The 23388-nt window shown below is 37.1% G+C and carries 22 protein-coding genes; 8 read left to right on the top strand and 14 right to left on the bottom strand.

Translation table 11 applies throughout. The annotated features are described in order from the left end of the window. Positions 1–20 precede the first annotated feature (20 nt). From H4J70_RS02295 to aroQ, 4 genes are all read right to left on the bottom strand, one after another. Positions 21–218: an oxidoreductase-like domain-containing protein gene (locus H4J70_RS02295; RefSeq protein WP_182214663.1), complete on the bottom strand. Its 198-nt coding sequence runs from the start codon at positions 216–218 to the stop codon at positions 21–23. A 137-nt stretch (positions 219–355) separates the two neighbouring features. Beyond that, positions 356–1702, bottom strand: coding sequence for an acetyl-CoA carboxylase biotin carboxylase subunit (gene accC / locus H4J70_RS02300; protein ID WP_070374912.1), 1347 nt, complete (start codon positions 1700–1702; stop codon positions 356–358). A 31-nt stretch (positions 1703–1733) separates the two neighbouring features. Continuing rightward, the gene (gene accB, locus H4J70_RS02305; RefSeq protein ID WP_182214661.1) at positions 1734–2171 is read right to left on the bottom strand and encodes an acetyl-CoA carboxylase biotin carboxyl carrier protein; all 438 of its coding nucleotides are present in this window, start codon (positions 2169–2171) and stop codon (positions 1734–1736) included. 79 nt (positions 2172–2250) lie between these two features. Further along, on the bottom strand, positions 2251–2706 hold the full coding sequence (gene aroQ, locus H4J70_RS02310; protein ID WP_182214659.1) for a type II 3-dehydroquinate dehydratase: 456 nt from the start codon (positions 2704–2706) through the stop codon (positions 2251–2253). 418 nt (positions 2707–3124) lie between these two features. On the opposite strand from aroQ, the gene H4J70_RS02315 reads away from it, so the two are divergent. Genes H4J70_RS02315 through H4J70_RS02325 form a run of 3 tightly spaced genes read left to right on the top strand, consistent with a single transcriptional unit; the run spans position 3125 to position 7185 of the window. Then, complete coding sequence (locus tag H4J70_RS02315; RefSeq protein WP_182244181.1) at positions 3125–3523, top strand: hypothetical protein; 399 nt, start codon at positions 3125–3127, stop codon at positions 3521–3523. A gap of 1 nt (position 3524) precedes the next feature. Then, on the top strand, positions 3525–4709 hold the full coding sequence (locus H4J70_RS02320; protein WP_182244180.1) for a hypothetical protein: 1185 nt from the start codon (positions 3525–3527) through the stop codon (positions 4707–4709). Between the two features lie 13 nt (positions 4710–4722). Then, positions 4723–7185, top strand: coding sequence for a bifunctional diguanylate cyclase/phosphodiesterase (locus tag H4J70_RS02325; RefSeq protein WP_182244179.1), 2463 nt, complete (start codon positions 4723–4725; stop codon positions 7183–7185). Positions 7186–7223: 38 nt separating this feature from the next. Here H4J70_RS02325 and H4J70_RS02330 read toward each other — a convergent pair whose 3' ends face one another. Next, positions 7224–9050 carry a protein-disulfide reductase DsbD gene (locus tag H4J70_RS02330; RefSeq protein WP_182250567.1) on the bottom strand — a complete coding sequence of 609 codons (1827 nt, stop codon included), beginning with the start codon at positions 9048–9050 and terminating at the stop codon, positions 7224–7226. Positions 9051–9055: 5 nt separating this feature from the next. Beyond that, positions 9056–9367, bottom strand: a complete 312-nt coding sequence (gene cutA / locus H4J70_RS02335) for a divalent-cation tolerance protein CutA (RefSeq protein WP_182214650.1) — start codon at positions 9365–9367, stop codon at positions 9056–9058. Positions 9368–9525: 158 nt separating this feature from the next. Between cutA and H4J70_RS02340 the strand changes: the two genes are divergently transcribed. The 4 genes from H4J70_RS02340 to H4J70_RS02355 all read left to right on the top strand — a co-directional run bounded on the left by H4J70_RS02340 (position 9526) and on the right by H4J70_RS02355 (position 13585). Beyond that, positions 9526–10038 (top strand): FxsA family protein, encoded by a 513-nt coding sequence (locus H4J70_RS02340; RefSeq protein WP_182214649.1) that lies wholly within the window; start codon positions 9526–9528, stop codon positions 10036–10038. Positions 10039–10155: 117 nt separating this feature from the next. Continuing rightward, positions 10156–10449 carry a co-chaperone GroES gene (locus H4J70_RS02345; RefSeq protein WP_070374905.1) on the top strand — a complete coding sequence of 98 codons (294 nt, stop codon included), beginning with the start codon at positions 10156–10158 and terminating at the stop codon, positions 10447–10449. A gap of 120 nt (positions 10450–10569) precedes the next feature. After that, the gene (groL, locus tag H4J70_RS02350) at positions 10570–12213 is read left to right on the top strand and encodes a chaperonin GroEL (RefSeq protein WP_182244177.1); all 1644 of its coding nucleotides are present in this window, start codon (positions 10570–10572) and stop codon (positions 12211–12213) included. 763 nt (positions 12214–12976) lie between these two features. Beyond that, complete coding sequence (locus H4J70_RS02355) at positions 12977–13585, top strand: hypothetical protein (RefSeq protein WP_182250568.1); 609 nt, start codon at positions 12977–12979, stop codon at positions 13583–13585. A 182-nt stretch (positions 13586–13767) separates the two neighbouring features. On the opposite strand, the gene H4J70_RS02360 is transcribed toward H4J70_RS02355, so the two are convergent. The 3 genes from H4J70_RS02360 to H4J70_RS02370 all read right to left on the bottom strand — a co-directional run bounded on the left by H4J70_RS02360 (position 13768) and on the right by H4J70_RS02370 (position 14969). After that, positions 13768–14016, bottom strand: a complete 249-nt coding sequence (locus tag H4J70_RS02360) for a thermonuclease family protein (RefSeq protein WP_182250569.1) — start codon at positions 14014–14016, stop codon at positions 13768–13770. After that, a complete protein-coding gene (locus tag H4J70_RS02365) occupies positions 13962–14414 on the bottom strand; it encodes a M48 family metallopeptidase (RefSeq protein WP_182250570.1) in 453 nt (150 codons plus the stop codon). Before H4J70_RS02365 ends, H4J70_RS02360 begins: the two co-directional genes overlap by 55 nt. Before the next feature lie 123 nt (positions 14415–14537). Further along, complete coding sequence (locus tag H4J70_RS02370) at positions 14538–14969, bottom strand: DUF6326 family protein (protein ID WP_259367982.1); 432 nt, start codon at positions 14967–14969, stop codon at positions 14538–14540. Positions 14970–15259: 290 nt separating this feature from the next. Between H4J70_RS02370 and H4J70_RS02375 the strand changes: the two genes are divergently transcribed. Beyond that, entirely contained in the window at positions 15260–16435 is a 1176-nt protein-coding gene (locus H4J70_RS02375; protein ID WP_182250572.1) for an AraC family transcriptional regulator, read from the top strand. A gap of 706 nt (positions 16436–17141) precedes the next feature. On the opposite strand, the gene H4J70_RS02380 is transcribed toward H4J70_RS02375, so the two are convergent. The 5 genes from H4J70_RS02380 to H4J70_RS02400 all read right to left on the bottom strand — a co-directional run bounded on the left by H4J70_RS02380 (position 17142) and on the right by H4J70_RS02400 (position 23146). Continuing rightward, positions 17142–18026 (bottom strand): LysR family transcriptional regulator, encoded by an 885-nt coding sequence (locus H4J70_RS02380; RefSeq protein ID WP_182214648.1) that lies wholly within the window; start codon positions 18024–18026, stop codon positions 17142–17144. Positions 18027–18154: 128 nt separating this feature from the next. Next, positions 18155–18985: a sulfite exporter TauE/SafE family protein gene (locus tag H4J70_RS02385; RefSeq protein WP_182214647.1), complete on the bottom strand. Its 831-nt coding sequence runs from the start codon at positions 18983–18985 to the stop codon at positions 18155–18157. A gap of 166 nt (positions 18986–19151) precedes the next feature. After that, positions 19152–20186, bottom strand: coding sequence for a methionine synthase (locus H4J70_RS02390; protein WP_182214646.1), 1035 nt, complete (start codon positions 20184–20186; stop codon positions 19152–19154). Positions 20187–20240: 54 nt separating this feature from the next. Next, the gene (locus tag H4J70_RS02395) at positions 20241–21218 is read right to left on the bottom strand and encodes a DUF1852 domain-containing protein (protein ID WP_182214645.1); all 978 of its coding nucleotides are present in this window, start codon (positions 21216–21218) and stop codon (positions 20241–20243) included. An 854-nt stretch (positions 21219–22072) separates the two neighbouring features. Then, the gene (locus tag H4J70_RS02400; protein ID WP_182214644.1) at positions 22073–23146 is read right to left on the bottom strand and encodes an OmpA family protein; all 1074 of its coding nucleotides are present in this window, start codon (positions 23144–23146) and stop codon (positions 22073–22075) included. Positions 23147–23388: the final 242 nt, after the last annotated feature.

Genomic DNA, 23388 nt, shown 5'->3' on the forward strand with positions numbered 1-23388 from the left:
GCTTAGAAAGTCGCTTAGTCTTAATTTGACTCGTTGTCTTGGGCTTGTTTTTCTTTTAGTGCGACTTGTTGCAGGCGCCATTCTTTACGCTTTGCATAGAAATTGTCCCAAACACATGGTGTACATGCGCTGTCACAACATTCACCATCGGCAGGTGGTAAAGGTTTTTCAAGTAATTCAGTCATATTTTTAAATTCAATGAGTAAAGTATAAGCCATATATTGTTATCTATGGTAACACGACATCATTGCTATTTGGGTGTAGGAATTTCACTTTTATGTAAACGTTTAATACCGTTATCCCTGATATAAAAAAGCCCTGCGATGCAGGGCTTGATTGTTAAATTTGTAGAAACTTATTCAGCTTCAGCTAATTTCTTTTCTAGATAATGGATGTTGGCACCGCCATTAACAAAACCTTTATCATTTAAAATATTTTGATGTAAGGCAATGTTGGTTTTAATACCATCAATCACTAATTCGGCTAAGGCATTGCGCATACGTGCGATTGCAACATCTCTGTTATCACCCCAAGTGATCAGTTTGCCGATCATAGAGTCATAATTTGGTGGTACCGTATACTCAGCGTAGATATGAGAATCCCAACGAACACCCAATCCTCCTGGAGGATGGAAACGAGTGATTTTGCCCGGTGAAGGAACAAAAGTACGAGGGTCTTCAGCATTGATACGACATTCAATTGAATGGCCAGCGATTTTAATATCATCTTGGGTATAAGATAATGGTTGACCAGCAGCAACACGTAATTGCTCTTTGATCAAATCAACACCGGTGATCATTTCAGTAACTGGATGCTCAACTTGAATACGGGTATTCATTTCAATAAAGTAGAATTCACCGTTTTCGTATAAAAATTCAAAAGTGCCGGCGCCACGATAATTAATATCAATACAAGCTTTACAACAACGCTCACCAATTTTGGCGCGCATTTCTGGAGTAATACCTGGTGCGGGAGCTTCTTCTACCACTTTTTGATGACGACGCTGCATAGAACAATCACGCTCACCTAAGTGAATTGCAGCACCTTGACCATCAGCCATTATTTGAATTTCAACATGACGAGGATTTTCAAGGAATTTTTCCATGTAAACCATATCATTTTTGAAAATAGTACCGGCTTCTCTTTTGGTTAATGCAATCGCGTCGACTAAATCTTCTTCGCTGCGCACAACACGCATACCACGACCACCGCCGCCACCAGCCGCTTTGACGATAATCGGGTAGCCAATACGTTTAGCATGAGCTTTATTGGCCGCTTCATCATCATTAAGCGGGCCATCTGACCCTGGAACACAAGGAACACCCGCTATTTTCATTGCTTTAATTGCCGCAACTTTATCACCCATAATACGGATGCTTTCAGCTTTTGGACCGATAAAGGCAAAGCCTGACTTTTCAACCTGTTCTGCAAAATCAGCATTCTCAGCTAGAAAACCATAGCCAGGATGTATTGCTACTGCGTTAGTGACTTCAGCTGCCGTTATTATTGCAGGAATATTAAGGTAGCTGTCAGGCGCTGGCGCTTTGCCAATACAGATAGTTTCATCGGCTAATAAAACATGTTTTAAGTTTCTGTCAGCCGTAGAGTGTACTGCAACAGTTTTTATACCGAGTTCTTTACATGCACGTAATATTCTTAGTGCAATTTCGCCTCGATTGGCGATAACAACTTTATCTAACATGGAATGATCCTTTTGTTTGATATCTATAGGATTATTCAATGATGAATAGCGGCTGGTCAAATTCTATAGCGTCTTCATTGCCCGCTAGAATTTCTTTAATAACACCAGACTTATCAGCTTCAATTTGGTTCATCATTTTCATTGCCTCAAGAATACATAAAGTATCACCAGCATTGACATGTTTACCTACTTCGACAAATGCAGGTGAATCAGGTGATGCTGAAGCGTAGAAAGTACCAACCATTGGCGAACGAACAACGTGACCTGAAATAACAGCAGGTGCCGTTTCAGTGACTACAGGTGCAGCAATAGGTGCAGCAGCAGGAGCAGAGTGCATCATTGGAGCAGCTTGTACCATGGTACCGCCACGACAAATACGTACTGATTCTTCACCTTCAGAAATTTCTAATTCGTTAATCCCTGATTCTTGTACTAATTCAATTAATTTTTTTATTTTACGAATATCCATTTGAATACCTTTTTATCAATGTGTAATTTATGTTGTAAATAGAGCCGCTAAAGTTAAGCCACTCTCTGTTGTTTTTTCATTAACTTTTATGGTCAGTCAACCAAGTATAAGCCGACGCTAACGCATATTTATAACCATCGGCACCTAAGCCGCAAATAACACCAATAGCTTTGTCTGATAGATACGAATGATGTCTAAACGACTCTCTAGCATGGACATTTGAAAGATGAACTTCAATATATGGAATGTCCACAGAAAGGAGTGCGTCACGTATCGCTATACTAGTATGAGTAAATGCGGCGGGATTAATGACAATAAAGTCTATTTCATTATGAGCTTGATGTATTTTTTCTATTAGTAGGTGTTCAGCATTTGATTGCAAATGACTTAATTCAATTCTCAGTGGTATAGCTTGCAATGTTAAATCGTCAATAATATCGGTTAATGATTGCGCGCCATAAATTTCAGGCTCGCGTTTCCCTAACATATTTAAGTTAGGGCCATTTATCACTAAAACTTTAAACTTTGTAGTCATTTTCTGAGAAAAACCTATTAAATAGCAAATATTACAAATATCATCACATAAAAGCTAGAGTGATGGAACAGCTAATAACAAAATCGAGCATTTCTGCTGTTAAGCGATTATTATAGTGTTTTCGCAGAATATAGCAGCAAAATACTGGTCTGATCTGTTGTTGTTAACTTTTTATCAATAAGTTGACAATAAAGTTTTGTATTTTAGGAAAAATTTACTACAATATTATTATCTATATTTAGTAATTAATTCATTGGTTTAGCGGTTTTTATATACAGGTTAACATATAGTAGTGGGTTGCGTGGTCTCCTTTACTCGGTTACTACTAGTGGCTACGGAGCACTTTGTTAGATACACAAAGAGCTCTTTATTTCTCATTAACAAGGATTTAGTTATCAGCCAAATTCTAATCAGATTAATGGTTCTTGTCATATTAATTGGCAGTCCGGCAACTCATGCGGTCGAAGTTATTACCAATATCACTGCTGATACTGTGTCAATAACAACCACTCAGTTGCGTCGTATATATTCAATGCGTCAAACTAAATGGGCCAATGGCCTACCAATAACTATTTTTGTTTTATCAAGTACTAATCCCACCCATCAAAAATTTTGTAAAGACACCTTACGCTTATTTCCGTATCAACTTGACCGCATATGGGACAAATTGACTTTCTCAGGTATGGGTATTGCACCAACTGTGGTGTTGAGTGAAGAAGCGTTAATTGAAGCCGTTAAATCAACCACAGGTGCCATTGGTTACATTGAAAATATTAATGAGGTAAGTGATGTCAATCTGCTTAAAATCGATCAATAAAATGAATTATAAAGTAATGTGCTTATCAGCATTACTTGCGCTTAATGCGCACGCACAGGAAGGGCATTCGGCAGATCCGTTAAAAATACATGGCTTTGTTGCGCAAGGCGTTATTGACGTCGACAATAGCAACTTCGTTAATGATAACGGCGAAATATCGTTAAAGTTAACAGAAATAGGACTTAATACCTCGTATCAATTATCTGACGATTATCGCTTTGCGGCACAAGCTGTTTATTTAAACGGGGGCAATCGCTACAAAGAAGGTTTGCGTGTTGATTACTTCTTAATGGATTGGAGCGCTTATAGTTCAGAGCAGTGGCAAGCCAATTTATTTGTTGGTCGTTTTAAAAATGCCCATTGGTTACATTCAAGTACCCGTGATATTCCTTTTGCACGGCCCTCAATTTTGTTACCGCAAGGGACTTATTTTGATGGCTTTCGTGACATCGCTGTTGGTGGCGATGGTGCTGCATTAAAATTGACTTACAATAATGATAAATATGGCGAATTTGATTTCAATTTTAGTCGTGGTAAAAGTCCGATTGATAGTGATGATTCAGAAGTCATTCTTAGTAAGTTAGCACAGGGAGATATCGAGCATGAGCTTGATACGCAGGCGAGTGTTTATTGGCGGCCAGTATTTTCACAATGGCGCTTTGGTCTAACCTTATTGGATTCAGAATTTAACTATAAAAATGAGAGTCCTGATTTTTTTGTTGATGGACGATTTGTTTTTCAGTTTTATACGGTGAATGCTATATATGAAGGTGAACACTGGGAGTTTACCAGTGAAATTTTACAAACAAGGTTTTTAACGGAAGGTTTTTATGCTGCTCAGTTTAACCAAGTCAATATTGGTCAAGGTGGTTATGTTCAAGCGGTTTACAAGGTAAATCAACGATTGAAATTTATTAGTCGTTTTGAAAATTTCTATGCAAATAAGGATGATAAAAAAGGCCGTCAATTACAACAACAAAGTTTTGGCACCATACCTTATTATTTTGCTTATCAGCACGATAAAATGCTAGGGTTTTCATACGATTTTTCTGATAATTTACGAGTCAATGCGGAGTACCATTGGGTAAAAGGCGCTGCGCGCGTTAATCCTATTGTGTTACCCAACCCAGAGGCGAACAGTGAGCATTGGAAAATGTGGGCCTTACAACTAATGTACTGGTTCTAGCGGGGCTAACTTGATGAGAAAAAGATTTGTTAGCGTTCCTGTTAAATTATTAGTGCTAGTTATTGGGGCGTTATTGCTCCTAACGGCTATTTTTTCTTACTTGTCTTTATCAAGGTTAAATCAAGAATTCACCCAATATCAAAGTGATACTTTACGTAAAGGCCAGGCACAATTTTCTGTGCAAAATAACGTATTACGTCAAAAGATACTGACGTGGCTAGAGTCGTTTTCAGATATTGTGCGGTTAAAAGAACAGGCTGATTTTGACGTTTTAGCCCAAGAGTTTGCCGCGCAGTTTGATACCCTGCAAATGAATCAAAATGTTGAAAATGTATGGTTAGTTTCAGCAAATAATGAAGAGTTATACCTTTCTAATGCTATTCCTAAATTTGTTCAGCTGAGTATTGAAAATGTACTAAAACATCAGCAACCAGAACACACTTTGTACTGTGAGGGTCAATGTGTTCAGTTGATCACCATACCGGTATTAAACGGTAAGGGGGATATGGCGATTGTTGCGATGACAGTTTCACTTGTTGACATGATTTATTATATAAATCAAGCGCTTGATAATGAGTTGGCTGTTGTAAGTTTTTCTCGTGTAGACAAACTTGTATCAACAACAGGTAACAAAGAGGCTATTATACTTGCTGACGCTAAATTTATCTCTTCAACAAATACTCAACTAGTCAGTGAATTATTTATGTCGAACCAAGAAATTGTCAACAGCGAGATGATTAATTTTCAAGGTATAAAAGCTACAGCCAACGATAGCCGTTATCTGATTAACTTAATTCCCATCGCAAATACCCGTGATGATTTTTATTACCTGGCACTGATTGATGACGCCACTATTTTTACAGATAAGTATCAGCAAAATCGTTGGCAATTTTTAATTTTTACCTTAGTTGTGCTTATTGCTTTAGTGATTGTTGTTCATTTTGTTGCTAGCCCCTTTACTCGTCGCTTACTAGTCTTGTCAGATGTTTTACCTCTATTGGCGAAAAAAGAATTTGATCGGTTTCGTCAAACAGACCTACAAAGAAATGGTAAATATATTGATGAACTAGATATTTTAGCCAATGCGGCCACCGAGTTAAGTTTTGAACTTGAACAGTTAAATATTGAAATTGAACAAAAAACGAAAGAGCTCGAAAATATTGCCATGTATGATTTGTTAACGGGATTGCCTAACCGCAATATGCTTAACTATCAACTGCGTAAAGCGTTTCTCAATGTGTCACGCAGTGACGGACAAATTGCCGTTTTATTTTTAGATCTCGATGATTTTAAGAAAGTAAATGATAGTCATGGTCATACTGATGGCGACAAGTTGTTAATTCAAGCGGCTAATCGTTTGCGCTCCAGTATTCGGAGAGTTGATATGGCTTGTCGATTTGGTGGTGATGAATTTGTTGTGGTACTTGGTCATATCGATAATGAAAATGATGCAGTGCTTGTCGCACAAGAAATTTTAGAAGCATTTAAAGAACCAATTAAAATACAAAATAGCCTTTTTTATGTAAGTACCAGTATTGGAATAGCCTTTGCTCCTGAAGAAATGACTAAGTCAGAAGATCTGATCAGTTATGCCGATATCGCTATGTATGAAGCTAAAGATGATGGTGGCGCCAAATATCATATTTACCATGAAGAGATGTATAAAAAAGTTGCCCTTCGGGTGATGATGGAAAGTGAAGTTAGACAGGCTTTAGCTAAAAATCAATTTAGCTTAAGTTTACAACCTCAGTTAGATGCAAAAACAAAAAAACTATACGGCTTTGAAGCGTTACTTCGATGGCAGCATCCTGAACGGGGCATGGTTTCGCCGGAAGATTTTATTCCTCTCCTTGAAAATTCTCAGCACATGGTTGAACTGGGTTATTGGGTGATCAGACGCTGTTTTGAACTTTGCCAAACTTTTATTGATAAGGGTTTAACTGATGTCCGTATTGCGATAAATCTGTCAGCAGGTCAATTTGCCGATCCTCATCTAACCCCTTATCTAACCGATTTACTTACTGAGTTCTCGCTTGAGGCAAGTCATTTCGAACTAGAGCTGACTGAACAAACCTTAGTAAAAAATATTGATAGTGCAATTGAAATGATGAATGGCTTGAGAGATGTAGGGTTTAGTTTTGCCATTGATGATTTTGGTACCGGTTATTCGTCATTAGCTTATTTGAAAAAAATGCCAGTCGACGTTATTAAAATAGATAAAAGCTTTGTATTTGGCATGTTAGAAAATCGAGCTGATTATCAAATTATTATGTCAACAATTGCTATGGTGAAGAACTTAGGTTTGCAGGTTATCGCAGAAGGTGTTGAAACGAGTGCGCAGTTACGCAGTTTAACAGAAAACGATTGTGATATTATTCAAGGATATTACTTTTCTAAACCTATTCCTGAAACCAAACTGATGGAATTTCTTGATACAAAAATTATTAATGGTTATTGGAAAGTATCAGCACTTTAACCCGCGAGTTCTGCGAGTTAAAGTTTGCTTGTTAAAGGTTAAAGGATTTTTTGTAGATGTTCAGTAAATTCTTCTGCGCCCATAAACCCCGTTACGCGCTGCTGAGTTAATTCTTTACCTTGTTGGTCAAAGAAGAGAATACTCGGTAAGCCAAGTACTTGATACTTTTCCGCAAACTCAGCATTGTCAGTCGAATCGAAGTCAGTCATATCAATTTGTAACCATACCGTGTTACTCAGCACTTTTTGTACTTGCGGGGCATTAAAGGTGTATTCTTCAAACTCTTTACAGGCGATACACCAGTCGGCATACAAATCGACCATTACAGTCTTCCCTTGTGCATTCGCATTGTCTACTGCTGCTAACAACTCTGGTAATGTTGCTACTTTAGTAAAGTGTTGTTGTGGAGCTTCCTGATTACTTGTAGCAACATTTTGGCTAGGACTTATCAGTTGAAAAGCTTGGTTGGCGCCAAAAAATATCATTACAAATATCACCACACTTCTCACACCAAACCAAAAGTTATTCTGGGTCTGTTGATTGACGGTATAAAAATAACCTGCGCTTGATAAGACCAATATTGCCCACATGGCTTGTGTTACCAATGAAGGTAAAAACCTTTCCATTAAAAATATCGGAACAGCGAGTAGTAATAAGCCAAATACATTTTTAATTACCGTCATCCATGTACCTGCTTTTGGTAATAATTTACCACCAGAACTACCCAAAACAAGTAATGGCACACCCATACCTAAACTTAATGCGTAGAGCGCTGATGCGCCTAACCAAATATCACCCGATTGTGAAATGTATAGCAGAGCACCTGTTAAAGGAGCGGTAGTACATGGAGACGCCACTAAACCAGAAATAGCACCCATAACAACAACACCGAAGTATGAGCCTCCTTTTTGGCTATTACTGATGTTATTCAATTTATTTTGCCAGCTACTTGGCAAGGCAAGATTAAAAACTCCAAACATAGAAAACGCTAAAAAGATGAATAAAACACTTAACACAATTAAAACGGCAGGATGTTGAAACATTGCTTGGAACTGAGCGCCGGCCAGTGCAACAACAATGCCCAGTAAGGTATAAGTTATTGCCATGCCTTGTACATAAGCAAACGATAAACGAAAGGCTTTTGACGTTGATAATTTATCGCCTTGCCCAACGATAATACCGGTCAAAATAGGGTACATAGGAAATACACAAGGCGTAAATGAAAGCAGTAAGCCTCCAACAAAAAAAGCGAGTAGTGTTAGCCAAATATTATCACCTTTGAGCATATCGGCTAATTGATGTTGTTCGCTGGCATTTTCAGCGGCAATAGATGTATTGCCCGTTTCATTATCAGGTGATATCGCCGCCAAAACATTGTTGGTGTTAATGGCTTCTTCATTATTAACTTTTGATAGTGCTACAACTTTACTTTTAGGTGGGTAGCATAAACCTTTTGCTGCGCACCCTTGATAGCGTATTTTAATGCTGGCATTACTATTAGCGTTAACAAGCTTAATAGTGAAGTTAAGCTGTTCGGTAAATATTTGCTGAACACCAAAAAATTCATCTTCATGGTCTTCACCTTTAGGCAGTTCGACAGGGATTATTTCTGCGTTTTCAACACTGAACTTAAACTGGTGACGATATAAGTAATAGCCCTCAGCTATGGTAAAGGAAACAGATAATTGATCATCCTTCTGGTGAAAATTAAATTCAAAGGCTTCTTCGACACTAAGAAACTCATCATCGTTACTGAATAACGAAGCGGACGAAGTATCAAAAATTGAATCTTGAGCTTGAGCATTGGGTACTTGTAAAAAAATACTGGTTAAAACTAACCAAAAAAGTAAGACAATTTTTTTCATAACAACTATTTTAAAGACTCAGTGATCCAGTTTAAATAACTATCGTCGCCTTGCTGGATGTTCATGGCGATAATTTCAGGGGTATCATAACGATGTAAGCGTTTAATTTCACTAGCTACATCGTTAAACTTATTGGTTTGTGTTTTTATCATTAACTGTATTTCTTCATCACATTCAATATTATCTTGCCAGCGATAAACAGAGATAACGTTAGGAATAATATTGACACAAGCGGCTAGTTTCTCTTGTATTAAGTGTTTTGCAATCAATTTCGCATTGCTAATATCAGGACAAGTGCACATTATTAATTGAAACATTAACGTATTTTCCTTAACAAAAACTTAAGCTATTTAAATGACAATTAATAGCTTATTACCATATGAACTAGCTTGTATTTACCTGATGCTTGAAAAAGACCTGCACAACCCCATATATGTTTCATCTTATATAAAATTTTTTAATGAAGAGACTTTAAATGTTTCGATTTCTATTTATCCTTTTTATTGTCGTTCCTATTATCGAAATTATGGTACTGATCAATGTTGGTACTTGGCTTGGCGCATGGCCAACAATTGCTATTGTTATTATTACTGCATGGCTGGGTGCCAGAAATGTTAAACAGCAGGGGATTGCCACCTTAAACTCAGTACAAACTAAAATGGCGCAAGGAGAAATGCCTTCAGATGAAATAGTTGCAGGACTACTTTTACTGGTTGCGGGCATACTTTTAGTAACGCCTGGCTTTGTTACTGACATTTTTGGGCTATCTCTCCTGATCCCTAGTGTGAGAAGTCTGTTGATAAAGTCAGTGCAGTCACATTTAGTCATGAATCAAAGCGCGGCTGGTTTTACTTATCAAAGTTCGGTGCATACTCAGCAAGAACAGCCAGTTACGTCTGATCCATTTGAGCAGGGTTTAGGCACTAAGAAGCCGATTGAACACCACCAAGGTGAAACGCTTGAAGGTGAGTATGAGCGCAAAGAATAAAAAATTTTTTAACGGGGCTTGTGAAGTTTTAAATTAGCCCCATCTTTAATTGCAACAAAGTTTTATAACCTTTTATTTAAATTTATTGAGAGTGAATAAACTCTCAGGAGAAAATTAATGAGCATTCGTCCATTACATGACCGCGTAATAATTAAACGTAAAGAAGTAGAATCAAAATCAGCTGGTGGTATTGTTTTAACAGGAAGTGCTGCAGAAAAATCAACGCGCGGTGAAGTTATCGCTGTCGGTAACGGTCGCATTTTAGAAAATGGCGAAGTACGTGCTTTAGACGTAAAAGTAGGTGACCAAGTTATTTTTAGTGAAGGTTACGGCGTTAAAACTGAAAAAATTGATGGCGAAGAAGTTTTGATCCTTTCTGAATCAGACATTTTAGCGATTGTTGAGTCATAGTAACGCTACTGACTTTATATAAACTGTAGGAATTCGTTAGGCTAAGCCTCAACTTACAGTGTATTAATTATTGTAGTCGAACGATGTTCGACAAACTAACAAAATATAGGAAGAAACAACATGGCTGCAAAAGACGTATTATTTGGAAATGACGCACGAGCAAAAATGCTACGTGGTGTAAATGTTTTAGCTGACGCGGTAAAAGTAACATTAGGCCCTAAAGGTCGTAATGTTGTATTAGACAAATCTTTTGGTGGTCCAATCATCACTAAAGATGGTGTTACTGTTGCAAAAGAAATTGAATTAGAAGACAAATTTGAAAACATGGGCGCACAGATGGTTAAAGAAGTTGCTTCTAAAGCCAATGATGAAGCCGGTGACGGAACAACTACTGCAACTGTTTTAGCGCAAGCTATTGTAAATGAAGGTTTGAAATCAATTGCTGCCGGCATGAACCCAATGGACTTAAAACGTGGTATCGACCAAGCAGTTATTGCCGCCGTTGAAGCGTTAAAAAGTTTGTCACAAGAATGTAGCGATAACAAAGCGATTGAGCAGGTAGGCACTATCTCTGCTAACTCTGACGAAACTGTCGGTAAAATCATCGCAACAGCGATGGAAAAAGTGGGCACTGAAGGCGTAATTACTGTTGAAGAAGGTCAAGCGTTAACTGACGAATTAGACGTTGTTGAAGGTATGCAATTCGACCGTGGCTATTTATCTCCTTACTTTATCAACAACCAAGAAAGTGGCACTGTTGAATTAGAAAGCCCATTCATTCTATTAGTAGACAAAAAAGTAGGCAGCATTCGCGAATTACTTTCTACTTTAGAGGGTGTTGCAAAATCAGGTAAGCCATTATTAATTATTGCTGAAGATGTTGAAGGTGAAGCTTTAGCAACATTAGTGGTAAACAACATGCGCGGCATCGTTAAAGTTGCAGCGGTTAAAGCACCTGGTTTTGGTGACCGTCGTAAAGCAATGTTACAAGATATCGCGACATTAACGGGTGGTACGGTAATATCTGAAGAAATCGGTATGGAGCTTGAAAAAGCAACATTAGAAGATTTAGGTCAAGCTAAACGTGTTGTTATCACTAAAGACAATACAACGATTATTGATGGTATTGGTAACGAAGCTGATATACAAGGTCGCGTAATGCAAATTCGTGGTCAAATCGAAGACTCATCTTCTGATTACGATAAAGAAAAGTTACAAGAACGTTTAGCTAAATTAGCTGGCGGTGTTGCGGTTATTAAAATTGGCGCAGCAACAGAAATCGAAATGAAAGAGAAAAAAGCCCGTGTTGAAGATGCATTGCATGCAACTCGTGCCGCGGTAGAAGAAGGTGTTGTTGCTGGTGGTGGTGTTGCATTAGTTCGTGCTGCTGACCTTATCAAAGACCTTGAAGGTGCCAACGAAGACCAAACACATGGTATTAACGTTGCAATTCGCGCAATGGAAGCACCTCTACGTCAAATCGTTGCTAACTGTGGTGATGAAGCTTCAGTCGTATTAAACGAAGTGCGTAACGGTAAAGGTAACTTTGGTTACAATGCTGGTAACTCTACTTACGGTGATATGTTAGAAATGGGTATTCTTGACCCAACTAAAGTAACGCGTAGTGCATTACAGTTTGCTGCTTCTGTCGCTGGCTTAATGTTAACAACCGAAGCTATGATCACTGATGCACCAGTAAAAGATGCTGGCGCTGGTGGCATGCCTGATATGGGCGGTATGGGTGGAATGGGCGGTATGATGTAACAGCGACCCACGCTATTTACCATTGATTTTAAAGGGTTTATTTATTTTCTGTAGAGACATCTGTAGAGACATAAGTAAACCCTTTTGTTATACCACGGCATGACAATACCCAACCAACACAGCCTAATATTAATCTATCTAAAGTATTTTAAGACCCCATATATTGAATCCCTTAGCAACAAGACTAAAGTCTTTGTAATGCACTCATAGGAAGCCCTAGGGGGTATAGTGGCGGTGTCAGATAGCCTTTGCGATTGCATCGTGTCGAGGCGTACACAATAAACGGAGTTCTGAAATATCCAGTTTTGTAGAATAGCTCTCATTTTTTATGAAATTTCCACAGATAAATTACAGTTAAGGTTACAGTTTAATCATTATTTATCTTAAAAATCAGATGGTTATTCCAACCCGTTTCTTATGAGTGCTATAGTTGCTGCTGTATTATTATGATAATTTGTCAGATTAGAGATAAATATTATATAAATGTTTAGTGGCATTTACTTGCATCCCCTTTGTGCGCTTAATTGACATAACGAATTGAATAACTTAATGTATTCTTAAGTCGAGCAGCGGACATTAATCAGCACAAGGAAAGTGAGTTACTATGTTAAAAGTTTTGGTGTTAATAGGAGTTCTAGCAATTGGCTACTTTTCTTAACTAACTTGGTGGAAGCCTGTACCCCCAGAATAGCATTGTTTCTTCAAAATTAGGCATTTAAACTAAAGCACTGTCGTACATAGTAGAGCAACAATAGGGAATAAAATGAAGCACTTACTAATTATAATCACTTTATTATTTATCACTGGCTGTATCTCAACAGCTACCAATATAAAAACAACACGAGTTACTACTAACGTTGATATTAAAGTATTTAACAGCCTCTCAAGTGATTATGTAAATCGTCCAACCTTCGCAGAAGTAAATGAATATGATTACGACAATAGGCACGTAAAGAGCTTAAACTATTCAGCAAATGGTTTTGGTTCTACTTATCTTCAAGGTGTTAGTTATCTTAATAAAAGTCCTATATGGGTTAATATAACGGAAGTGGATACTGTTATCTCTTATATCGATAAGTTCATTGAATGGGAAACTAAAGCTAAAAGCAAAGGTGATATGTTCAGCAAGGACATAGGACAATTTGATAGCTATACAAGCTCATCAATCACATTCAAGTATTCATTCTTTAGTGGTAATAAATCTAACCATTATTTGGTGGTCAGTTATTGTAGTAACGGGATGGGTTTAATATGTTCTGCTAATAGCAAATCATATTTAGATGTTGAAGAAGCGAATACATTAAAAGAAGAGCTACTTAAGTTTAAAAGTGGTGAAGTAAAGATTCGTGATATTGCCAGTGATTACACCTAACAAGCAAGACAATAACAATCAGCCTCCAAAAGAGGGTTTTTATTTCAATCACAATCCATCCTTTTATGGCACTAAGCAGTCCTTAAAGGCTGCGTTTTTGTTTCTACATTAGGTCAGAAAAGTGGCATTAGTAATAATAAGGTTCCATGCCATCTCCTTATGAAATACTAAAATTACAAGGCCTAACACCAAGTTTGCTTCGTTTTTCCTACATACCTTACAGCATGGCCTTGGTTAATTAATTGCTCACCCAAGTTAACACCATCAACATAAACATCAGCTATCAATCTAAAGTATTTACCAAGTTTTATATTCTTCAATACAATGCTCTTATCAGCTCTCAAACGCTCTACAGTGAATTGTTTTGCTAACCTTTCTAGTTGCTTCTCATTGTCGTATTTACTCCGTAATTCAGGCGTATCAACCCCCATTTATACGTATAGACACGATATTCAATATTTTTTGGTGCTAATTCAACAGCGACTATAAATTCTTTTTTTACTTTTTTAATATAACCCGTCAAACTAAAAATACTGCTCGCTTCAGCTTGTTCCGCCATAATCTTTGCATAGGTAAATTGCACCTCCGCATTTTTAGCGTCGAGCTCAATTGCCTGCTTAATATATTCTTCGGCTTCATCTAATTCTCCATCTTTTACGGCTATCAGAGTCAGATAAAGAGGCTTTTGATAACGTTTATCGTTTTGCTGTAACAATATGCTTTTAGCTAATGGTAAATTTCTATTTTCAAAGGCGGTTATGCCTTGCTCTATACTGGCGTACAGTGGAGGACTCATCATACATACGAGTAGTAAAATTAATTTTTTCATTTGCAAATTCCAATTCTTATATATTTTTAAGGTGTAACATAAACTGAACTATCACTCACCTAGTCAGCCGTATTCATTTTTGTGTGCCTTACTTAACCCTTTAATTGAGTGTTTACTCATTGTCTACTTGCTGATTTCTTTATTCTTAACCCTCGGCCAGTTCCATGCATACCAAACAATCACCACTGAAATTAAAACCTCTATTGTTGTTAAAAATAGGTAAAACCCCCAAGTTTCTGTCAAATTAGTTGCAATAAGCATAATGATATAAAGCGTGCTAAGTATTATATTCAGCCAACGATTGATTTTAGGCTTAACCACTAAGGTAAAAAATATCATCACACTGGGTAATACCATCAATAAAGCCACGGCAAAAAACTGAAATTGCGTTTCAGTTGTCGCCTTAACTTCCATCGCTTTTGCTAATATTCCAGGTACATAAATCTGTATATAGTCTCCATAGACATAACAAAACATAACCGCTATCCAAAGCGCCGAAATTTTTAGTTTGACGTTAATTTGAAAATCTTCAAAAACTGTTTTTGTACTATTCATAGAACTCATTTGTAACTCCATTTCTTATTTGTTGTAGCCCATTTATCTGGTTAAAAGTGATGGTTAATATTCTTAGTGAAGGACGATACCAACATTTTTATTAACACTTGCTCAATGACAAGATAACTAAGGGGCGTAATTGCAACTTGTCCGTGATTGATTAAATAATAGGTTTTATAAGAGCTTATGTCGTCCGAGACTAGAAGCGCGGACACTTTTTTAGGTGTATTTGTAGATAATGAGGTAGAATTAAAGGCTTAAATATTCAAGTGTGTAAAAAGGTATGAAATTTGACAGACCCTTTCGTTATGATTATCAGCATGGTTATACTAGGACAGGTATTGTTAAGCGTTCCTATTCTTTTGAGCCGAGCAATGAAGTCTGCAATTTTTTTACCTTTAGCAATATTCTTACTTGCCAATAGCACGATAGCACTCGTGCCAGTTGTTAACGCTCAATTTCCTGACTTGAGTCAATTGTACAGCGCGATAGTTTTTCCCACTCTTTTTTTGTTGTGTCCCTGTTTATGGTTTTATATTGAAGGGATCACCGCTGAAAAACCTTGGAAACTAAACAGAAAACAAATCCGTCATTTTGTTTTGTTATGGCCTGCTCTTATCTTTGCTGTAATGATAATACTTTTACCAAAAGACATGTATACAGACATATTTATTGACGATGTTGATGTGGTTGCCCCTTTAGCTATCACCACTGCTATAGGTTTATTGGTTATGATGATGCTCTGGCTTGGTCAATGTGTATATATCGCTTTTCGAATTATTTACCGTTTGGTTGATTATCGAAAACAGTTGAAAAATGTATTTTCTAATCATGACGATAAATCACTTAACTGGATGAACTGGCTACTATTTATTGCTATTAGTACTTGGTTGTTTTCTTTGGCTACTGTGTTTTCTTCAAACCTATTTGATAATTTCTTATTTAATATAAGAACGGAGAGTTTGCTGTTACTGCTGTTGGTATGGAGCTTGGCTCACTTTGGCTTGCAGCAAAAACCGGGATTTACTGGCTATAGTGAAAGCGTCGATATTGCTGTTCGAAATAATGACGACAATGTTGAAATAAGTTCTCCAATGAAGTATCAACGTTCAGCGCTAGATAATGAGCAATCCAATCGTATTGCAGATAAAATTAATAACATTATGAGTAAAGAGGCGTTATATTTAGATTCAAATCTTTCACTGCAAAAACTCGCTAACCATTCAGCTATCTCTCCTAATTATATTTCACAAACACTGAATGAAACGCTATGCACAAACTTTTTTGATTTCATCAATAAGTGGCGCATTGAAGCAGCAAAGCCGAAAATATTAGCTAATCAAAATTCAGTACTTACCATCGCACTTGAGGTTGGATTTAACGCGAGATCTTCTTTTTATAAAGCCTTTAAACAAGAAACAGGACAAACCCCAAGTGAGTTCCGTAAGCAAAATAGTTCACATTGAAAATCACTAATTAGGCGCACTCGTTAACCTATAGAGTTTAACGAGTACTTCTGATAAGACTAACTGAATATTCCGGCAATGGAAAAGCTGTTTTATTGAAAAGTGATTGATATATAAGTGATGTAAGTCAATTGGATAAGGGAAAGCTGGCATCAATTTCAATATAAAACGCTCCCAAATTTTATTATTTTGTTGGAATTCCAACGGTTATTTTAAGTGCTTGAAAGTTAGGAGTATATAGTGGGGTATTAGTAATGCTTCCCATTAAACTATTTTAATAAAAACAAATAGATAAGCTCTGTATGGGCGGTGTAATGCAATTATGCTTGTCTAGACTGTTAATTTCTTCGTTGCGTTATCCTTCGTTTAAGAAACACTAAACGTCACAATAAAGCGCCTTGAAGTAAACTGTTTATTCTGCGCATAAATAGTCAAAACCATTTATAGCTCAAAATTTAAAAGCCTGAATAGCGATATTCGGGCTTTTTTTATTTACTATGCAAGAACATGTTTACGCTCTTAATTATACGAATTGCCAGCCTTAGTTTATTGATTTGTGTTAAATCGGATTTAAGCTCATTGTTGTCGTGAGCAAAATACCATCTGGGTGAGCAAGAGGCAGTCTCATAGATTAGCGACAAGCTCGCCGTCTTTTCTATTGCAGGTTTTTAATTTTATGCAGCCCCTCTAAAACCGGATTAACTAATTATTTTGTTTTTTTAGCTTGAGCAATGAAATCATTTAAGTAGTCAATATTTTGGTCGGTCTTGCGAATACCTACAAAGATTTGCTTATTAATACCTTTTTCTCCAAAACGAAGACTCTTAATAGGCATTGATTTTGAGTACTCATCTACTAGCCAGCCCGGCAAGGCACAAATACCTCGACCAGCAGCGACCATTTGTAACATGATCTCAGTTGTTTCAATGTTTTTGTGTTTTTTTACTGAACACTTTGCTGGATTAAGAAATTGACTAAAGATATCGAGCCTTTGCGGCTCAACAGGGTAACTAAACAGTACCTCTTCGCTTAATTGCTCGGGTAAAACAAAAGCTTGCTTTGCAAGTTTGTGAGACGCTGAAACGACCAGCCTATGTTCATAGTCAAAAACGGGTATGTAGACTATTTTAGGTTTAAAGAGTGGATCTGGTGTAATAAGTACATCTATTTCGTAGCTAAGCAATGCACCTAAAGCACCAAACTGGAACTCCTGCTTCACGTCCATATCAATGTCCGGCCACTGTTCTAAATAAGGCTGAATGACTCTAAGTAACCATTGATAACAAGGATGACATTCCATGCCAATTCGTAGAGCCCCCATTTCACCTTTTGCAATCTGACTCAGTAATAATTCTGTATGTAAAAACTGAGGTAATACTCTATTTGAAAGCGTTTGAATACGCTCTCCAGCAGCTGTAAGACGTAGGTTTCGACCCTCTTTTTTCCATATTGGAGTAGCAATTTGGCCTTCTAATTTTTTAATGCTGTGACTTAACGCAGATTGAGATAAGTGCAACGAATCAGCAGCTTTAGTTAGGGTTCCATGCTCTTTTATTGCGGTTAGTATTTCTAAATGGATCCTTTCTAACACCTGTTAACTCCTGTTTTTAGCTTTGATGATGAACTTTATTGATTGATGAATGCTGTTCATTTTATCAATCAAATAAGTTGATTTACAATTATCATTTACTGTTCAACAACAATGAACAGCAATAAAATCTATAAGAAAAGTTGCGCCAACATACGTAAGCCCGTAAATAGTAATACGAAGGCAAAGATTTTTTTCAGTTTTTCCGCATCTAATTTCGCTGCTAATGATGCCCCTAACGGTGCGAATAATACGGTTAGCGGCACAATACAAGTGAAGGCAAATAGATTGACCAAACCAAATGTACCCGCTGGAGCATCGGTTGGCGTACTACCGAAGGTCAGCATTGTTAGCGCACCAGGCAATGAAATTATTAACCCTATTGCCGCTGCTGTGCCAATGGCTTTGTGGGCGGGATAGTTATATAAAGTGAGCAGTGGCACCGAAATAGTACCGCCGCCAATCCCGACCATAGAACTGAAAAAGCCAATGGATGCCCCCATAACCGTTTGTCCTGTTTTATTAGGTAGTTTCTGGTATACAGCTGATTTCCCCGTGCGGAACAACATATTTAGTGCTGATAAAACCGCTATCACCCCAAACAACATAGTAAGCATAGTACCTTCAACAAGAGTCACTAACCAGCTACCAACCAATACCCCGATAAGAATAAAGACAGCCCAGCGTTTGAGCAGGTCAAAATCGACATTACCTTTTTTATTGTGAGAACGAATAGAACTAACAGATGTGGGTACTATGGTGGCTAGTGAGGTTGCTGTAGCAACTAGCATCGCAGACTCTGGTGATACGCCAAAGCTCTGAAACAAGAAAAATAATACAGGTACGATTACGATACCACCACCTACACCTAACAAGCCCGCTAAAATACCTGCGAATACACCTGTGGCAACCAATGCAAAAAACGGTGAGATATTATTTGTTATAAATTCAATGATATTCATTAACGACTACTTTTATTTTTAATAACGCTAAAGACCCTACTATCAATTAAACGGGCAACTGCAGCATACGTTGTTAGGTCTTTAAGTAAATAATAGCTCAAGCATAGCCAATTTTGCTCGATTGTGAGAAAGCCATAGCCTACTTTACTAAACACTATTATATCAGTTAGTTACTATTAGAAAGTTCTCTTCTAACTATTTCTGCACCTGCACTTAACGCATTTAATTTCCCTTTTGCTACCTTACGAGATAAAGGGGCCATGCCACAGTTTGTACATGGGTAGAGCTTGTCGGCATCGACATACTTGAGGGCTTCTCGTAGGGTCTTGGCGACTTCCTCTGGTGTTTCAATGATATCGGTTGCGACATCAATGGCTCCTACCATCACTTTTTTACCTCGAATAAGTTCAAGTAGCTCGATTGGTACATGAGAGTTATGACATTCTAACGAAATAATATCGATAGTAGATTTTTGCAGTTTGGGAAAGGCTTCTTCATATTGTCGCCACTGAGACCCCAAAGTTTTTTTCCAATCTGTATTGGCTTTAATGCCATAGCCATAGCAAATATGTACAGCTGTTTCACACTTAAGCCCTTCAATTGCTCTCTCTAAACAAGCCACACCCCAATCATTAACCTCATCAAAAAACACATTAAATGCAGGCTCATCGAATTGAATAATATCAACACCTGCTGCTTCTAACTCTTTGGCTTCTTGATTAAGGATTTTGGCAAATTCCCAAGCTAGCTTTTCTCGACTTTTATAATGGTCATCATAAAGTGTATCTATCATCGTCATAGGGCCTGGCAGCGCCCATTTAATCGGGTGTTTTGTTTGTTGACGTAAAAATTTGGCATCCTCAACAAAAACTGATTTTTGGCGTGAAACAGCACCAACAACCGTAGGTACACTCGCATCATAGCGATTACGAATTTTTATGGTCTTGCGTTTTTGAAAGTCAACTCCGTTGAGGTGCTCAAGAAATGTAGTAACAAAATGTTGGCGTGTTTGTTCGCCATCACTGACAATATCAATACCTGCTTGTTGTTGATCTTGTAATGATAAACGTAGAGCATCTTGTTTTCCCTCAATTAATTCGTCACCTTGTAATTTCCAAGGAGACCAAAGAGTCTCAGGTTGTGCAAGCCAAGAGGGTTTAGGTAAACTGCCTGCCGTTGAAGTAGGTAATAATTTTTTCATGATAGTTGATGCCATAATTTTAGGATATTTATAAAAGATAAGTATTAAATATAGCTATTGAGCGTAACTAGCAGACCATTGCTCAAGAACCGTTTGGTAGGGTTTGATGAAGTGCTCTTCAGCAAATTTTCCCTGGTGATTAGCCATCTTGCTTCGTTCTTCTCGATCATAAACAATTTGGGTTAATGAATGATCTAAATTCATTAAATTTGGTTGATAGCATTTACCTGCAACAGCATTCGCATTATAAATCTCAGGTCGATAGATTTTTTGAAAAGTTTCCATCGTGCTGATGGTGCTTAAAAGCTCAAGATTAGTATAATCATTAAGCAAATCACCAAAGAAGTGAAAAGCCAAAGGCGCAACACTATTTGGTGGCATAAAATAGCGAACCTGTAAGCCCATTTTTTTGAAATATTGCTCAGTCAAAGAAGATTCATTTGGCTGGTATTCAACACCTAATACGGGATGGTGGTTTTCAGTCTGATGATAGGTCTTGTTATTAGAAACACTGAGACATATTACCGGTGGCTTCTTAAAGTGTTGCTGGTAAACACTCGAATTTACAAAGTATTTAAAGAGCTTCCCATGCAGGTCGCCAAAATTATCTGGAATGCTAAATTTTGATTGACCCTTATTATGATCTAACAACAATACGCTGAAATCATAATCTCGCACATAAGAGGAAAAATTATTTCCTACAATGCCTTCAATGCGTTTGTTATTTTTATGATCAACAATATTCGTTTTCAATATTTCAATTGATGGGAAGGTTTGGCCACTGCCTTCAATATCTATATCAACGGAAATGATTTCAAGTTCGACAGAATAACGTGCTGCTTGGTGATTATCCCAATGTGCCAACGCATTGAAACTATTGTCAATCATATTTAAAGCGTTGCGTAAGTTCGCTTGACGGCTGTTTCCTCTCGCTAAATTAGCAAAGTTGGTCGTGATACGCGTATTGTCTGAGGGCTGATAATTTTCATCAAGACAAGTGCTCTTAATAGTAAATGTAAAGTCTTTATTCATTGTGAACGTAATCCTATTTCCTGAGATAAAACCTAAATTTATTTCGTGATCTTTGAGGCTTTTAATTTTATTTTTTGGTTTTCCCAGTCAATGTCTTCATCGTCTTTTGGGTATATACCTAAAGGCTTAATTGAGAAACAACTGTAATATGGTTTAAAGTTAAAAGCAGAGTGTGTTTTATACTTGGTTCGTTGTATGAATAAAATTGATTTTATTTCATTAATTTATGAGCTGTGTTCATGTGTTTGTTTATTGATAAGCTTTGGATCATTCCTACTCGTAATTTCGAGGTTATACGAGAACACATTTCGTTTTAAACTGATTATTGTTCAAACATCGCTTTAGAAGAATCACGCTCATCTGGAGAGATTAAAATGTGAGTATTAATGAGCAGCTATCTTTTGCGATATAAGTTGAGTTGGTAGATAAATTTAGACCACTTAAAATAGCACTTTTAAGCCGTGCCGATAAATCGCGAGAATGACCGATTTGATAGCTAAGCGGGGCAGAGTCGAAATAAATAAAGACTTCAACTTAGCGAACTTTGTGGCAACCGCTAGCAAAGATAGCCTAAAAGTTACTTTGATGGGGAGTTGGAATATTTGGGCTTTATTTGTTTATTAAGGTCTGTAAATTTTACGGCCAATAATGCGAATGCATAATATTGACGAGGTCTTATGTCCTTCAGATAATCACTTTATCTGAGTCATTGTAATTAATTAGCCCAAAGTTATATAGGCTTTTAATACTGCGCTCTATACACATCGAGTAAACTGATTTATCAAGAGACTTTCATTGAAAGTAATAAAAAAGGGAAGCCCAAATGGCTTCCCTTTTAGTTAGGCAATTTAGCCTTATTTGGTAATCACTTTTTTAACGACAGTTTCTATTTTCGCTACAACTCTGCGGTTTACACTATTGTCTGCAGGCGAAGTTCCTTTAGCAATCAACTGTGTTTCACCAAAGCCTTTTGCAGATAAACGGCTAGCATCGATAGAAAACTTATTAATTAATAAGCCTTTAATGGTATCAGCACGTTTTTGCGAAAGCATTAGGTTATATTCTTCACTACCAGAAGCCGAACTGTGTCCTTCAATAACAACACTTGTGTTTTGGTATTCTTTCATGAAATCAGCTAAACGCTGAACATCATCAACCATTGCTGGCTTAACCAATGAACTGTTATTTTCAAAGATAACATTTAACTTAATTTCGACTGATTTTTCTGAATATAAGCTACAGCCTTGTGAATCAACCTTTACATTTGCCGGTGTATTAGCACAACGGTCATTGTTATCACTAACACCATCGTTGTCAGTATCAACCATCATCACTTTTTTAACGACTGGCGTTGTTGACTTCATCGTTTCCATAACAGGTTTGTTAACAACAGCTTTGTTAACAACAGGTGATTTTTTAACATCGCCAAAAGTATATTTTACACCTAGTTTAATACCTTGATCTGTTTGACCGTAATCAAGATCGCGATAAACAGCGGCTTCGCTGTATAGAGAGAAACGATCATTAATTTGAAGGTTATAACCAGCACCTACATTAGCCGCATTATAGCTTTTAACATTGTTAAAGCGCTTTACACCAGTGAAAAGGTAAAAGCTGCTATCTTCAACTTTATAAATCGCATCGATACCGGCACGTGTTCCGTAATCTTTATCATTGCCATTTTCAATGTCGTAACGTGTTTTAGCTAATTCTAAACGAATGTCCCAACGCTCATTAATGATTTTTTGTAAATCAATACCAAGGCTTTTGCCCGCTTCAATTTGTTGCCAGTCAATATTGTTTTCTTTGTTTGTATCTGACTTGATGTAGTCGCTAAACACACCAAGCTCCCATGTTTTATCAATAGTTTCTGCAGCTAGTGGAGAGCTTATTAATGCAGCTATCAGAGTCATGTTAAAAGTTTTCATGGATAAATCCTTATTAAGTTTCGGGTAATGTGATGTAATTTCTGGCTCTATAACGGATAAGAAACTCAAAAGTCACAAATTTTTCTTAATTTTACTAAATTAACGCTAAAACTCAAAATTGTTTAGCGTAGAATGCACCCGATTTAAAAAAGTTAATGTGTATAGATAAAAATAAGAATAAAAAACATACAGATTTAATGTGACTTTTTAACGGCTCAGTCGTTAAAGAATAAAGCGATAAA

It is taken from the genome of Colwellia sp. BRX8-9, assembly GCF_014077245.1.
GTDB lineage: Bacteria > Pseudomonadota > Gammaproteobacteria > Enterobacterales > Alteromonadaceae > Colwellia_A.